9 protein-coding genes and 2 tRNA genes are annotated in these 14,054 nt (G+C 61.9%); 7 read left to right on the forward strand and 4 right to left on the reverse strand.

The window, feature by feature from the left end; all coding sequences use genetic code 11:
• Positions 1–3 precede the first annotated feature (3 nt).
• The 5 genes from FFV09_RS17510 to FFV09_RS17530 all read left to right on the forward strand — a co-directional run bounded on the left by FFV09_RS17510 (position 4) and on the right by FFV09_RS17530 (position 5,223).
• The gene (locus FFV09_RS17510) at positions 4–1,206 is read left to right on the forward strand and encodes a DUF58 domain-containing protein (RefSeq protein WP_141449022.1); all 1,203 of its coding nucleotides are present in this window, start codon (positions 4–6) and stop codon (positions 1,204–1,206) included.
• Positions 1,203–2,435 carry a DUF4129 domain-containing protein gene (locus FFV09_RS17515; protein WP_141449023.1) on the forward strand — a complete coding sequence of 411 codons (1,233 nt, stop codon included), beginning with the start codon at positions 1,203–1,205 and terminating at the stop codon, positions 2,433–2,435. Before FFV09_RS17510 ends, FFV09_RS17515 begins: the two co-directional genes overlap by 4 nt.
• 348 nt (positions 2,436–2,783) lie before the next feature.
• A complete protein-coding gene (locus FFV09_RS17520; protein ID WP_141449024.1) occupies positions 2,784–4,883 on the forward strand; it encodes a putative bifunctional diguanylate cyclase/phosphodiesterase in 2,100 nt (699 codons plus the stop codon).
• Between the two features lie 163 nt (positions 4,884–5,046).
• Positions 5,047–5,123: transfer RNA gene (locus FFV09_RS17525), tRNA-Pro, on the forward strand.
• A 29-nt stretch (positions 5,124–5,152) separates the two neighbouring features.
• Positions 5,153–5,223: transfer RNA gene (locus FFV09_RS17530), tRNA-Gly, on the forward strand.
• Between the two features lie 179 nt (positions 5,224–5,402).
• Here FFV09_RS17530 and FFV09_RS17535 read toward each other — a convergent pair.
• The 4 genes from FFV09_RS17535 to FFV09_RS17550 form a co-directional block, all read right to left on the reverse strand.
• On the reverse strand, positions 5,403–7,412 hold the full coding sequence (locus FFV09_RS17535; protein WP_141449025.1) for a sucrose-specific PTS transporter subunit IIBC: 2,010 nt from the start codon (positions 7,410–7,412) through the stop codon (positions 5,403–5,405).
• Positions 7,413–7,417: 5 nt separating this feature from the next.
• A complete protein-coding gene (locus FFV09_RS17540) occupies positions 7,418–8,416 on the reverse strand; it encodes a carbohydrate kinase family protein (protein ID WP_141449026.1) in 999 nt (332 codons plus the stop codon).
• Positions 8,413–10,041, reverse strand: a complete 1,629-nt coding sequence (locus FFV09_RS17545; protein ID WP_141449027.1) for a glycoside hydrolase family 32 protein — start codon at positions 10,039–10,041, stop codon at positions 8,413–8,415. Before FFV09_RS17545 ends, FFV09_RS17540 begins: the two co-directional genes overlap by 4 nt.
• A gap of 195 nt (positions 10,042–10,236) precedes the next feature.
• A complete protein-coding gene (locus FFV09_RS17550) occupies positions 10,237–11,235 on the reverse strand; it encodes a LacI family DNA-binding transcriptional regulator (protein WP_141449028.1) in 999 nt (332 codons plus the stop codon).
• A 160-nt stretch (positions 11,236–11,395) separates the two neighbouring features.
• Between FFV09_RS17550 and FFV09_RS17555 the strand changes: the two genes are divergently transcribed.
• Positions 11,396–11,605, forward strand: a complete 210-nt coding sequence (locus FFV09_RS17555) for a hypothetical protein (protein WP_141449029.1) — start codon at positions 11,396–11,398, stop codon at positions 11,603–11,605.
• Between the two features lie 429 nt (positions 11,606–12,034).
• Positions 12,035–13,942, forward strand: coding sequence for a ribosomal protection-like ABC-F family protein (abc-f, locus tag FFV09_RS17560; protein ID WP_141449030.1), 1,908 nt, complete (start codon positions 12,035–12,037; stop codon positions 13,940–13,942).
• The last annotated feature ends 112 nt before the right edge of the window (positions 13,943–14,054 follow it).

Genomic DNA, 14,054 nt, shown 5'->3' on the forward strand with positions numbered 1-14,054 from the left:
GGCTTGGCTCTATTTTGGATGATATGGACCGTGGTGATCCTGGCGACGGCGCAGGCGCAGCTGATCGGGCGATTTGCCTTGAGAGGGGTTCGGTACAGCCGCAAGTTCAACAAGGACCGCTGCCATGCCGGAGACAATCTGGAGATGGTCGAAATCATCGAGAACGACAAAAGGCTGCCGATTCCGTGGCTGCGGCTCGAATCGGAATTTCCCGCCGTTTTTCGGTTTCGCGGATCGACCGCTCTCAAGCAGGAACGGGGCAGCGTCTATCAGACGCATACGAGCGGATTCACGATCATGCCGAGGCGCCGCGTTACCCGCCGGCATTTCGTCACCTGCGAAGGCCGCGGCATCTTCCGGTTGTCCACCGTGTTTATGACTTCGGGCGACCTGCTCGGCTTCGTCTTGCGTTCGCGCTCCGAGAACGTGCAGGCTCCGCTGATCGTCTATCCCCGGCTGCTGGAGGAACGCCGGCTGCCGCAGGAGTGGCGCAGCTGGCAGGGAGAATTCGCGGTGCGCCGCTGGATTCTGGCGGACCCGTTCCTGATCGAAGGCTCGCGCGAGTACGCGCCGGGCGATCCGATGAACCGGATTCACTGGAAAGCGAGCGCCCGTACCGGCGGCCTCCAGACGTATCGGCAGGGACATTCCGCCGATCCGCGGGTCATGCTCGTGCTCGATATCGGCACCGTAACGCCGGGGCTTCGCGGCGGCGGAGGCGAGCCGGAAGCCGAGCATGCGATCAGTCTGGCGGCGACGATCGCCGCCAGACTGATCGCGGACGGCGTGCCGGTCGGGCTGGCGCATAACGCGCATACGCTGTCGCTGCCGCGAATTCCTGTCGGCGGCGGAGCGGGGCAGCTGCGCCTGCTGTTGGAAGCGATGGCCGGTATTCGGCTCAAAGTGCAGCGCTCGCTTGCCGAATGCCTGACGGCCGAAGCCCGCGAAGTCGGACCGGCGTGCGATTACGTCGTCATCGGCTCGGGCGGGGAAGCCGTGATCGGTGCGGCTGTCGCCCGGCTGGAGCGGCTGGGCCACAAGGTCAGCCTGATCGACCCCGGCTTCGTATCGGCTGATGGTTCCGCCGCGGATACTTCCGTCGATTCCGGTGCTTCCGTCGATTCCCGTGCTTCCGGCGCTTCCGATCCGGCTCCGGGCCGTGCGGCTCCGCGGCACATCCCGCTGCGGAAGGAGGCGGAAGCATGAACCGAAATTTGTTCAAAGCGCTGGAGACCGCCATTCGCGACACGGCGCTGTTCTACCCGCTGCTTCTGCTTCTGTCGCTGTACGTGTTCGACTTGTCCCCGTACGTGCTGGCCGGACTGTTCGGTCTCTGCCTCATGGGCGGAGCGGCAGCCGCCGGGGTGCTCGGCGGGCAGCGGGCTTACGCCGCCGCGCTTGTGCTTCCGCTGGTGTCCGCGCTGCCGATACTCGCGGCGTCAAGCGGGCTCGGGCTGCGCATCGTACCGCTGCTGCTCCTGCTGTGCGCGGCCGGCGTGCGCGGCGTCTACCGCCTGAACGGGGCGGTGAGCGGGCGCCGCGATACGCCGCTCGTCTTCGCCGGGCTGCTGGGGGGCATCGTCGTCTATACCGCCGCGCTGCGCCCGGGACTGCTGGAACCGTATGCGTTCTCGGTCTACACGGCCTGCACGGTGACGCTGCTGGTTCAGCTGCTGCGCTGGAACGAACGCCGGGTACGGGAAGCGATGGGACTGTCGCAGGAAGCGGATCTGCCTTCGGGGCAGCTGCTGCGTATGAACCGGAGCTTTATGGCTGCCCTGCTGCTGTCGATTGTGCTGATCGGAGGCGCGACGCAGCTGTCCGTCGTGCTGGAATGGCTGTACCGGTTCTGGCTGTTCCTGCTGTACGGCGGCGTCGATCTCGATTACGTGCCGGAACCGCCGCCGATTCCCGCCGATCCGGCTTCTCCGGACACCGAAGTCGTCTACGATCTGGAGAACGAAGCGGAAGCCGGTCCGGGTCTGGACCGCTGGATCATCTACTGCGTGGCGCTGATCGCGCTGCTGTCGATCGGAACGACCGTGTTCTTCCTGCTGCGGCTGCTGCACGAAGTGCTGTCGGAATGGCTGCCGGATTGGTTGAAGCGGCTGCTGCAAAATCTCCGCATCGCGGCGAAGCCGCTGCGCACAGCCGACGGGGAAGCGTACGCCGACACGACCGAGAAGCTCGGCGGCAAGCCGTCTTCCGGGCGATCGGCGTCCCGACGGGCGGCTGCCGAGCCGTCCGACGCGAATCGGCGCGCCTATTTCCGGCTCGTGCGCGCCGCGATCGAACGCGGCTACGCGTTCCGCCCCTGGCTGACGCCGAGCGAGACGGCCAAAGAAATCGCCGACAAGCCCGCTTACCGCGAGCAGAACGCGGAGCAGGTGCAGGAGCTGGTCGAGCGGTACAATCGCAGCCGGTATACGAAATAGGCCGGTCTACGAAATAGAATGAAGAGCCGTTTTGGGCCGGGCGCACCTCAAACCGGAAAGGGCTGCGACAATTGTCATAAAAACGCGGAATTTCCGCTTTACTTTGCAGATCGCCTTGAGTATGATGAAAAAGCCCAAAACGGCGTTGCCCTTAAACCCACATTCGACTTTGAGAAAAGCGGGTGTAAGCCAACAAGGTTCCGACAGAGGAACCTTTTTTCTTGTTCCGAAAAAGAAAATTGTCTGATTTTGACGAAGAGCGGCAGGAGAAAGCAAGACGGCATAGAATCTAAAACGAAGGCGAGACTGATCGATTTTATGACATCCCAGCAGGACGGAAGTGAACCCATGAACGCAAACCCGGCGATACGCCGTCAACTGACGCTTTACACCCTTTCCGTCTTTCTCGTCGTGCTTGCGTGCGAAGCGATCGAACTCTTTTTCTATTCTTCGGGACTTGATAACCGGTGGGCTCCCGCTCTGACCCTCCTCACCGTCTGCTTCTCGGTCACGGCGTGCCTGACCGTCTATTTTCATGCCACGCCGCTGTTTGACCGCCGAATCGGAAGCTACAGCAAACGCATGGTCAAGCTGATGGGAGCGGCAGGCTCGATCGAGCTGCTGTACCTGCTGATGAACTTATACCCTTTCATGCAGGGATCGGGAGGCGGCCGTACCGGCACCGAGTGGCTGCTGTCGCTGGCCGCGCTCGTCTATACGGTCGGCCTCGTGCTGCTGTTCGCCCTGCCGAACCGTCCGGAGAGAGTACCGGGACGCCTGCTCTATTTCGGGCTTCCGCTCTCGACGCTTGCGCTGGCGGGCCTGCTGTTCTTCGTCCGCGCCGAACTGCCCGCCGCGCAGTGGGCCGGGGTGGAGTCGGCGCTGACGATCGCCGCGCTCGGAGCCGCCGTGCTTGCGGCCGGCCACTTGTTCCTGCGCTACCGGCGCAGACGCATCGCGGCGATCTGGGTCGCGGTCCAATCGCTGGGCCTCGTCGCGGTCGCCCAGGTGCTGCTGCTTCAGTCCGGCAGCGCGGCCGGCATTCCGATGCTGATCGCTTCCGCGCTGCATGCGCTGGCTTACGGCTTCCTCGTCAGCCGCGGACTGCGCCTGGCGATCGCCGAACCGCTGCGCGAACGGCGCGAAGCGGAAGAACGCATCGAATTTTTGGCGTATAACGACGACCTGACAGGCCTGCCGAACCGCAGAAGCCTGCATGCGAAGCTGAATATCCGCCTCGAAGAAGCCTATATCGGCAAGACCGCGTTGATGGTGCTCAATATCAACCGCTTCAAGACGATCAACGATTCGCTCGGCTACGAGGCGGGGGACCGTCTGCTCGGTATCGTCTCCGAGACGCTCCAGAACCGGCTCGAAGGCCCGGAAGAAGTGTTCCGCACGGGCGGAGACGAATTCGCGGTCGTCATGCCGGAGAGCGGGGGCGACGAAGCGATGCGGCGCGCCTACGCGCTGCTGGAAGAGTTCGAACGTCCGGTCAACGTGGGCGGCATGGAACATTACGTCGCGTTGTCCGCGGGCATCGCCGTCTATCCGGAAGACGGGCATGCCGCCGACGGGCTGCTGCAGAGCGCCGACGCGGCTGTCCATCTGGCGAAGGAACAAGGGGCGGAAGTCAAACGTTTCTCTAAAGGAATGACGACGATCGCCCGGGAAAAGCTTGTTTTGGAAAGCGATCTGCGCAAAGGGCTGGAACGCGGCGAATTTTTCCTCGAATACCAGCCCAAAATGTCGGTTGAAACCGGCGGTATCCTGGGCATGGAAGCGCTGGTGCGCTGGAATCATCCGCTGCGCGGACCGGTGCCGCCGGGCGAGTTCATCCCGCTTGCCGAAGAGAGCGGCCTGATCGTGCCTCTCGGCGAATGGGTGCTGCACGAAGCATGCCGGCAGAACAAAGCCTGGCAGGACAAAGGCTACGATCCGCTCTGCATGTCGATCAATTTGTCGATCCGCCAATTCCGCCAACCGCGGCTGGCCGAGCAGATCGGGCATATGCTCGATACGATCGGTCTTGACCCGCAGTACGTGGAGCTTGAGATTACCGAGAGCATGACGGTGGACAAAGACGCCGCGTTCGAACAGCTCAAACGGTTCAAGCAGTTGGGCGTGCATATCAGCATCGACGATTTCGGCACGGGCTACAGTTCGCTGCATTATTTGAAAAACATGCCGATCGACCGTCTGAAAATCGACCGGTCGTTCGTCAGCGAAGTGATGAGCGGCGAAAGCGACGCGGCGATCGTCTCGACGATCGCGTCGATGGCGCATCACCTCAAGCTGAAAGTGACGGCCGAAGGCGTGGAGAACGAAGAGCAGCTCGCGTTCCTGCGCACCCAGCGCTGCCACGAAGCGCAGGGGTTCCTGTTCAGCCGTCCGGTGCCGGCCGACCGGTTCGAAGACTTGTTTTTGCGGCAGAAGAAGCTGGGGTAACAAACGGATTCCCGGACCGGCGGAACTCTTTTCGTTCCGGTCCTTGGGCCGCGTTTTGCGGCCGGAATTGTTTTTCGTAAAAAGTGCTTGCAATGTTTCTGTGGGCATGGTATATTATTTCTTGTCCCCAAGAGGACGCATCAATAAAAGTACCACACAATGTCGGGACGTAGCTCAGCTTGGTAGAGCACCTGCTTTGGGAGCAGGGGGTCGCATGTTCAAATCGTGTCGTCCCGACCATTCTTTTTTTCAATAAATTTCATACATATGCGGGTGTAGTTCAATGGTAGAACTCCAGCCTTCCAAGCTGGTAGCGTGGGTTCGATTCCCATCACCCGCTTAAATCAGGAAGCCCTTTGCGGGCTTCTTTTTTTGCGTTCCGATCTTTGCGCCGCCTTATCGCTCTGTAGGTCAACGATCCTGCGCCCCGGATTGCGCATACACAAACACCCGCCGGTATCTTTCCGGCGGGTGTTGCGTTGTCTCTATACGGTTCCAATCGTCGGTTCAAAATCCGTGTCAGGAAGCCTCAGCTTCCGAGACGCGCACACCGAACACCGTCTGTTCGCCGGCCGTTACGGAGCCGCCCGCATACGTCTCGACGTCCAGCACGCGCTCCATGCCGTCCGGCACGAGCACCGGCGTGATCGGCGAGAGGCCTGCCGCCTGTATAACGTCCAGATCGAATTCGAGCAGCAGTTGGCCTGCCGCGACGCGCTCTCCGCCCTGAACGTGGACGGTGAATCCGTCTCCCTTGAGCGATACCGTATTGATGCCGACATGGATCAGCAGCTGCGTGCCGTTGTCGTGCTCGAGAATAAGGGCGTGTTTGCTTTTGCCCATCACGTGGGCGACGATGCAGTCGAACGGCGCGTGTACCCGGCCTTCGGACGGGATGATCGCGATGCCGCGGCCCATATGGCCTTCGGAGAATGCCGGATCGGGCACGTCCGTCAACGCTACGACGCGTCCGCTGATCGGCGCTTTGACCGGCAGCAGGGACGAAGCCGTTTCGACGGCCGGGACTGCGGCGCTTAGCGCTCCCGGAACGTGATCCGGCGCTTTGGCATACGAAACGGCCGGAACTGCGGCCGATGCCGCAAGCGCCGAAGCAGCCGAGACCGGGGAACTGCCCGGAACTGCCGCCGGCTCGTCTTTGTAGCCGAACAGCCAGGTCAGCGCAAAAGCGACGGCCGCGCCGACCAGATTGCACAGGATGTACATCGGCAGTTGGTCATTCAGATACAGCAGCGCGCCCGGAATGACGGTTACCGCCATGCCCGTGCCCGCCAGATGCAGCAGCGAGGCGAGGAAGCCGCCGGCTGCGCCGCCGATCAAGCCCATAACGAACGGCTTCATGTAGCGCAGGTTGACGCCGAAGATCGCCGGTTCGGTAATGCCGAGAAAAGCGGACAGCGAAGACGGCAGCGCCAGCGCTTTGAGCTTGGCGTTTTTGGTCTTCAGGCCGACGGCGAGGCAGGCCGCGCCTTGAGCCGCCATCGCGCAGGTGATGATCGCGTTGAACGGATTGGCTCCGGTCTGCTCCAGCAGTTGGATCTCCAGGAAGTTGAAGATGTGATGCACGCCGGTAACGACGACAATCTGATGGAAAAAGCCGATCAGCAGGCCCGCGATGCCAAAAGGCAGGTCGAGCAGGTACGTCGTGCCGTGCAGGACGACGTTTTCCAGCGAGTGGAACACCGGTCCGATCGCGAACAGCCCAAGCGTGATCATGACGAGCAGCGTCACGAACGGCGTCAAGATGAGATCAAGCGCTTCGGGCACTCTTTTGCGCAAAAACTTCTCGAACTTCGCGCCGAGCAGGCCGACGAAAAATGCCGGCAGCACGGAACCCTGATAGCCGACGACCGGGATGAAGCCGAACATCGTCAGCGCTTCGGCGCTGCCGTCGGCGACGGCATAGGCGTTCGGCAGTGCCGGATTGACGAGCATCAGGCCGAGCACGATCCCGAGCACGGGACTGCCGCCGAAGACGCGGAACGCGGACCAGGCGACGAGCGCCGGCAGGAACGCGAACGCCGTGTCGGTCAACACCTGCGTGAACAGCAGGAAATTCGGCGGGATGCTGCCTGGAGTCAGGCCGAACCACGACAGGACCAACTCCTGCGTCAGTAGGCCGCGCAGACCCATGAACAGGCCGGTCGCGACGAGCACGGGAATGATCGGGACGAAGACGTCGCCGAATGTGCGGATCGCGCGCTGGAACGCGTTGCCCTGCTTTTTGCCTTCGCTTTTGATCTCTTCCTTGGACGTGCTGTCGATGCCGAGCCGTTCGACTTCTTCGAAAATCCGGTTGACGGTGCCGGTTCCGAAGATGATCTGGTATTGGCCGGAGTTGAAAAAGGCGCCTTTGACTTTATCCGTATTTTCGATTCGGTTCTGGTCGATCTTGTCTTTGTCGCGGACCATGATGCGCAGCCGGGTCGCGCAGTGCGCGAACGAGGCGATATTTTCTTTGCCGCCGATAGCTTCGACGACTTCGCGGGCGATGTCGCGGTTTTCGGACATGGGATTCATTCCTTTCCGGATAGGGGTTGAAAAGGCTGCGATTGCATAAGCGCTTCGATCGCGGCGCGTTCCGGCAGGGCGGAGATCGCGCCTTTGCTCGTAGTCGTCAGCGCTCCGCTCGCATTGGCGAAGCGGAGCATTTGATCATGGTGCCGATGAAGCAGCGCCGTCAGGTTCGACGGATTGGCGCCGCGCTCCAGCAGATGCAGCAGCAGGCCGCCGACGAAAGCGTCGCCCGCGCCGGTCGTGTCCCGGGCCTCGACCGCGAAGCCGGGAGAAGCGTAACGGCCGGAAGCCGTATGCAGCTGCGCCCCGCCGGGGCCGCGCGTGTAGACGACCGCCTGCACGTCGCCGCGAAATAGCGAAGCGATCGCGGTCTCTTCGTCTTCGATGCCGGTAATAAACGTCAATTCTTCGTCCGAGATTTTGACCAGATGCGCGGTCGGCAAAAATTCCAAAATGGCGCGGCGGCAGTCTTCGGGATCCGTCCACAGCGGAAGCCGGACGTTGGGATCGAAGCTGATCAATCCGCCCGATGCTTGGACGGCGCGAATGGCTTTGCGGTGCGCCTGCTTCATCGGACTTTCGACGAGATCGACCGAACCGAAATGCAGGATATCGCCGGCTTCGAACAGCTGCGCGTCGATCTCGCTCTCCGACAGCAGCAGATCGGCGGACGGATTCCGGTAGAAGGAAAAGTCCCGTTCGCCGTTCGCTTTGAGCGAGACGAACGCAAGTCCCGTATTCGCTTCGCTCGTGCGGCGAATATGCCGCGTGTCCACGCCGGCCTGCCGCAGCGCGTCCAGAAGGAAATCGCCGAACGCGTCGGTGCCGAGCTTGGTCAGAACGGCGGCGGAAGCGCCGTATTTGGCCGCCGCTGCCGCCACGTTCGCGGGCGCGCCGCCCGGCGCTCGTTCGAATGCGGTTACGTCTTTGAGCGCGCAGCCTGTTTGCAGCGGAATGAAATCGATCAGCACTTCGCCGATCGCGTACAGCCGGCTCATGGTCTCACCTGCCCGTAGTCGGCCAGGCCGGCCGGCAGCCCGCGCGGAATCGCGCCTTCGCCGTACGGCCAGTACGACCCTTCGAAGGCCGCGCCGCCTCCGTCCGCGAAGAACGCGATACCGGTGCTGGCGGAATCGGGGAAGAGGCGGGCGGTGAACACTTCTTCGCCGTCGTTCACGAAGATTTCGACGGACGACGTATCGACGAACAAGCGGAATTCGACGTCCTGCCTGCCGGCGGCGTCCAGCGTACAGCTGCGCGTCGTTCCGTAGTCGATGCCGAGCGGTACGCCGGAGCGTGACCGGTCAAGCGTGACCGTGCGGCTTCCCGCGTCGTACGTCAATATCGTGCGTTCTTCGACGCCGGTGCGGAATTCGACGCCGAACCGGCCGCTTCCGCTGCCGGGAAGTTCGCGATCGGTTGATCGGTTGGCGGAAGATTCGCCATCTTCGGCTCCGCCGTCGGCCGAGCCGGGCCGCTGCGCAGCAGGCGCTATACGCACCTGCAGCTCGTAGGAGCGGCCTTCGATTCTATCGAAGCTGCGGCGTCCGTCGGCCCAGGCGGCGGAGAAAGAGCGCTCCTCGCCGCGCAGCAGCCGGAGTCCGGCTGCCGGCCGCTGGATCAGCCGGCCGCCGCGCAGCGACAGCTCCCTCGGCAGCGTCAGGCAGTGCGCCCAGCCGAGACCGTCGGTCGGATAATCCAGATCCGGCAGTCCCATCCAGCCGACGAGCAGGCGCTGCCCGTCCGGTCCCGCCGTCGTCTGCGGCGCATAGAAGTCGAAGCCGCGGTCAAGTTCCGCGAACGCCCCATGCCGGAACGTGCCGTCCGCCGTATTCAGAGGTTCGCCGAGCAGATAGCCCGACGGGTAAATGTTGCGGAAGCGTTCGCCGTCCCGCTCCACGCCCTGCGGGCAGAGCAGCAGCACGCCGGTGCCGTCCAGCTCGAAATAATCCGGGCATTCCCACATATAGCCGAAATTCGGCAGCGAAGTCCGGATTTCGCCCGCAAAATTCCAGTCCAGCAGGTCCGGCGAGCGGTACAGCACCGCGGCGCCGGTCAGATCGCTGCGCTGCGCGCCGATGACGCACAGATAGGCGTCGCCTTCGCGCCACACTTTGGGATCGCGGAAATGATCCGTGTAACCGGCCGGAACATCCGCAATGACCGGAAGTTCCGTCTTGGCGATCGTTCCGTCTTCGTCCATCACGGCCAGGCATTGGTACGGCCGGCGGACCCAGTCCGCGTCGCGCGTATTGCCGGTGTACATCAGGTACAGCCGGCCGTCTTTTTCGATCGCGCTGCCGGAGTACGCGCCGTGCGAATCGTAGAGGCCGCCCGGTTCCAGGCCGATCCCGGCGTCGGTCCAACGGGCCAGGTCGGAGGAGACGACATGATACCAATATTTCATGCCGTGCTCCGTGCCGAGCGGAAACCATTGGTAGAACAGATGGTATTGGCCGTTGTAATAAGCGAAGCCGTTCGGATCGTTCAGCAGGCCGGCGTGCGGCTGGATATGGTACGTCTGCCGCCAGGCGCAGTCTGCGGCCCGTTCGGCCAGCCGTTCCAGTTCGCCGGCTTCCGCCTGGCGCAGCAGCCGGTATTTCTGTGCTCGCGTCATAGGCATAAGAGTAAGGCTTCCTCCTTGTTTATTTTTTAGGAACCGGTTCCGTTTTGTTTTAAAAAAAGAGACACTACAAGAAAAACAAAAGAAGGAACCGGTTCCAAAACAGGATGCAAAAACTTTCGCCTCTCGGCAGACCGGTCCGTTCCTGCGCCGGGACGCTGCCCGAACGCATGATTGGAACCGGTTCCGATTGCATTATACCGAAGGCTTATTCAAATTGTCAACGCTTTCTCGGGCGAGCAGCTCGACGTCCAGCACCGTCAGGCGTTCCACTTCTTCCCCGGCGGTCAGCTTCAGCATACTGCGCGCCGCATGCTTGCCGGCTTCGTAGTACGGGAAACGGACGGTCGTCAATTCCGGGTTGATGATCGCCGTGACCTCGTAACCCCCGAAGCCGGTAACCGACAGCTGCGACGGGATCGACAATCCCCGCAGATGCGCCGTTTTGACGACGCCGAGCGCGAGATTGTCGGTAGCGCAGACGATCAGCGAAGGCGCGCATTCGTCGAGGATCGTTTCGGCCGCGAGGCGCGCGTCTCCGATGGCGAAGCTGCTCTCGTAATACGAAATGTCGCAGTCTGCGCAGTCTGCCGCCGCGGCCCGGAAGCCTTCTTTGCGCCGCCGCCCGACCGCTTCGTCGTCTTCGGTCACGCCGAGGTAGGCGATGCGGCGATGCCCCATGCCGAGCACATGGCGTCCCATCAGCAGGCCGGCCCGGTAATCGTCGTACACAAGACTGTGCAGCCGGTTGCTGCCCTGGCCGACGAGCAGCACCGGAATGCCTGCCGCTTCGGCTGCCCGCAGATGCTCGTCCGTCACCTGCGCCGGCATCAAGATGATGCCCGCCACTTTTTGCCGGGCCAGGTCCTGCATCGCTTCGATCTCCCGCTGCGGGTCCTGCCCCGCGTTATAGACGAGCATCCGTCCGCCCGCCGTCCGCAGTTCTTCGTCGATGCCGGTCATCGTCTGCGCGGCCGCGAACGAGTCGAGCCGGGGCACGATGGTGCCGATCAGATGGGTCCGTTTGGCTTTGAGGCTCTGGGCGAACGTGTTCGGCACGTAACCGGCTTCCCGGGTAATGCGTTCGAGCTTCTGCTTCGTTTTGGCGCTGACGGAGCCGCCGTTCAGGTAACGGGAGACCGTGCTTTTGGCGACGCCCGCCATCTGCGCGATATCCGAGATGTTTTTGGTCATGTCCGCTTTTTCCCCTCGCTTTCGCTATGTCGATTTTACCACGTTCACACTTTGTTTGCCGCCGAGGGGTCTCAAAAAGAGATCGAAATGCCGATAGAAAGAAAGAAGGGTTTTTGCCGCGGTTCGGCGGCCGCCCAATTGGAGAAACGGGGAGTGTTCGATGATGGAAGACCGCATGCACGGGAAAAGGGAAGCCCGCAGCGCAAATCGTATCCACAAGCGAATCGAGAAAAGAATCGTCGGCGGAGTCCGGATCGGTATCGCGCTGATCGCGGGTATCGGCCTGCTCGTTTATTTGGCTTTTATCGCCGGCGTCCTGCTGCTCGCGGGCAAGGGCTTGCATGCGGTATGGGGATTCATTTTCGGCTGACCGGGTAAAAAAGATTGTCACCGCTTCGAAGTTTTGTTAGACTGGCGGTGTTCCACATTCTGTAGAATTCGAGAGGTACACCCTATACGATGAAGTATACAACGCATGTCCTTATCTAACCCGGCATATTCGCTTGTTCGCGGCGCACGGTCTCATCACCGTGTATTTGACTGCGAACGAACAGCGGATCACGACAGGCGGACGTTCAGACGTTCGGCTGCGGCAGGAGTGAGAGAGGGATGCGTGCGTCTTCCATCGGGAGTGTGCCTCTTTTTGCGTACCGTTTTCCGGTATTTTCCGGTATTTTGCCGACGGCGCCCCTCACTTCCCTGGTCATGCGCAGGTTTCCGATTAATTCTTGATTCTCCAAGTCCGCAGCGGCGTTTGCCGTCACGCGGACTTTTTTAATTCGGAGAGGATGAACTTTTTATGCGTACATGGATGATTGCCAAACAATTGGCCAAAGAATGGAACGGACGGACGCTGTTCGAAAAAGTGGACCTGGAAGTGACGGAAGGCGAGCGGCTGGCGCTGTTCGGACGCAACGGCTGCGGCAAGACGACGCTGCTGCGCATACTCGCCGGCATGGAGCAGGCGACGGAAGGCAGTGTGGAGCGGCTGCTGCCGCTCGAAGAATGGGGCATGATGAAGCAGCACGAAGACGTGCCGGCCGATACGACAGCACTCGAACGGGCGTATCTGGAGCACGGTCGCCTGCATGCGCTCAAGCGCAAGCTGGATCGCCTGGCGCAGCACATGGGCGGCTCCGGCGAACAGGCGCAGCAGGCGCTGGAAGCGTATGGCCCCGTGCTCGAAGCGTACGAAGCGGAAGGCGGATTCCAGTGGGAAAACGAAGTGGACAAGCAGCTGCAGCGGATCGGCATGCCCAAACCAAGTTGGAATCTGCCGTATGCGTCGCTCAGCGGCGGCCAGAAAACGCGGGTGCGCCTGGCCGCGCTGCTGGCCAAATCGCCCAAGCTGCTCATTCTCGACGAGCCGACCAACCATCTGGACGAAGAGAGCCTGCATTGGCTTGAAGACCAGCTGCGCAGCTATGCGGGTACGCTGCTGTTCGTCTCGCACGACCGGCAGTTTATCGACGAGGTGGCGACCGCCGTCTGCGAGCTGAACCCGGACGGCATCGTGAAATACCGCGGCGGCTACACCGAGTACCAGAGCCACAAGGAACGCGAACTGCGCGAACACGAAGCGCTGCACAAAAAGCAGGAGCAGCAGCGCAAAGCGCTCGAAGAGTCGATCCGCAATTACCAGCAGTGGTTCCTGCAGGCGCATAGCGCCGCGTCGCACCAAAACGAAGTCAAAATTACGCAGAGCTATTACAAAGCCAAAGCCAAAAAGAACATTTCGCGCTATCATGCCAAGCAGAAGCAGCTGGAACGGCTCGATGCCGAAAGCGTAGGCAGCGTGCGCCGGGCACCCAAGCTGAACATGAAACTTGAAGACGAAGGCTTCGAAGCGCGCACGCTGCTGCGGTTCGAGCACGTGGACTTTGCTTACGAAGGCCGGGACATTTTGCGGCAGATCCATCTGCGGCTGAATCGCGGCGACCGCCTGGCGGTGCGCGGCCCGAACGGAAGCGGGAAAACGACGCTGCTGCGCCTGGCTACCGGCCGGCTTGAGCCGACAAGCGGCCGCGTCGCCCTGCATCCGAACGTCAAGATCGGCTATTTCTCGCAGGAGCTGGAAGGGCTGCCGACCGGGCAGACGCTGCTAGGCAGCCTGCTGGAACTGCCGAACATGACGCAGACGCAGGCCCGTACGTTATTGGGATGTTTTCTGTTTCCGCGCGAAGACGCATTCAAGCGGATCGGCGAGCTCAGTATGGGCGAGAAGTGCCGGGCGGCGTTTATCCGGCTGTACTTCGGAGGGTCGAACCTGCTCGTGCTCGACGAGCCGAACAATTATCTCGATATCGAGACGCGCGAGGTGATGGAGTCGGCGCTTATGCGCTACGAAGGCGCGCTGCTGCTCGTCTCGCACGACCGGATGCTGGTGCGCCGGGCGGCGAACCGGATCGCGGAGCTGGACGGGCAGGGCGGCTTCACGCTGTTCGAAGGCAGTCTCGACGAACGGGAAGAAGACCTGAAGCGGGCAGAGCGTCATCCCGGCGGCCGCGAAGACAACGAGCGGCGCCTGATGCTGGAGCTGAAGCTTGCGCAGCTGCTGCGCGGCGAAGCGGACAGCCGGGCGGACAGCGAGAAGCGCAGACCGGAGAGCGGCGCGCTGCCGGAGGCGTTCTCGGACGAAGCGATGAGCGAGATTCGCGAGGTGAAGCAGAAGCTTGCGGCGCTGTCGCATCTTGCGGACAGAACGTAGCCGTTTTCGCCGCGGCGGAAATTCGCATTGACGCAGCCGGAAGCTTTTTAGTAGAATATAGGTGTGTAACATACAACATTTAATTCAAACATATCTTTTGCCGCGATGATGG

It is taken from the genome of Saccharibacillus brassicae, assembly GCF_006542275.1.
Classification (GTDB): domain Bacteria; phylum Bacillota; class Bacilli; order Paenibacillales; family Paenibacillaceae; genus Saccharibacillus; species Saccharibacillus brassicae.

Coding starts and splice junctions, on each gene's coding strand:
- FFV09_RS17555 (WP_141449029.1), top strand. CDS start 11,396: ATGATGGAAGACCGCATGCACGGGAAAAGGGAAGCCCGCAGCGCAAAT.
- FFV09_RS17535 (WP_141449025.1), bottom strand. CDS start 7,412: ATGTCCGAAAACCGCGACATCGCCCGCGAAGTCGTCGAAGCTATCGGC.
- FFV09_RS17550 (WP_141449028.1), bottom strand. CDS start 11,235: ATGACCAAAAACATCTCGGATATCGCGCAGATGGCGGGCGTCGCCAAA.
- FFV09_RS17545 (WP_141449027.1), bottom strand. CDS start 10,041: ATGCCTATGACGCGAGCACAGAAATACCGGCTGCTGCGCCAGGCGGAA.
- abc-f (WP_141449030.1), top strand. CDS start 12,035: ATGCGTACATGGATGATTGCCAAACAATTGGCCAAAGAATGGAACGGA.
- FFV09_RS17515 (WP_141449023.1), top strand. CDS start 1,203: ATGAACCGAAATTTGTTCAAAGCGCTGGAGACCGCCATTCGCGACACG.
- FFV09_RS17540 (WP_141449026.1), bottom strand. CDS start 8,416: ATGAGCCGGCTGTACGCGATCGGCGAAGTGCTGATCGATTTCATTCCG.
- FFV09_RS17520 (WP_141449024.1), top strand. CDS start 2,784: ATGAACGCAAACCCGGCGATACGCCGTCAACTGACGCTTTACACCCTT.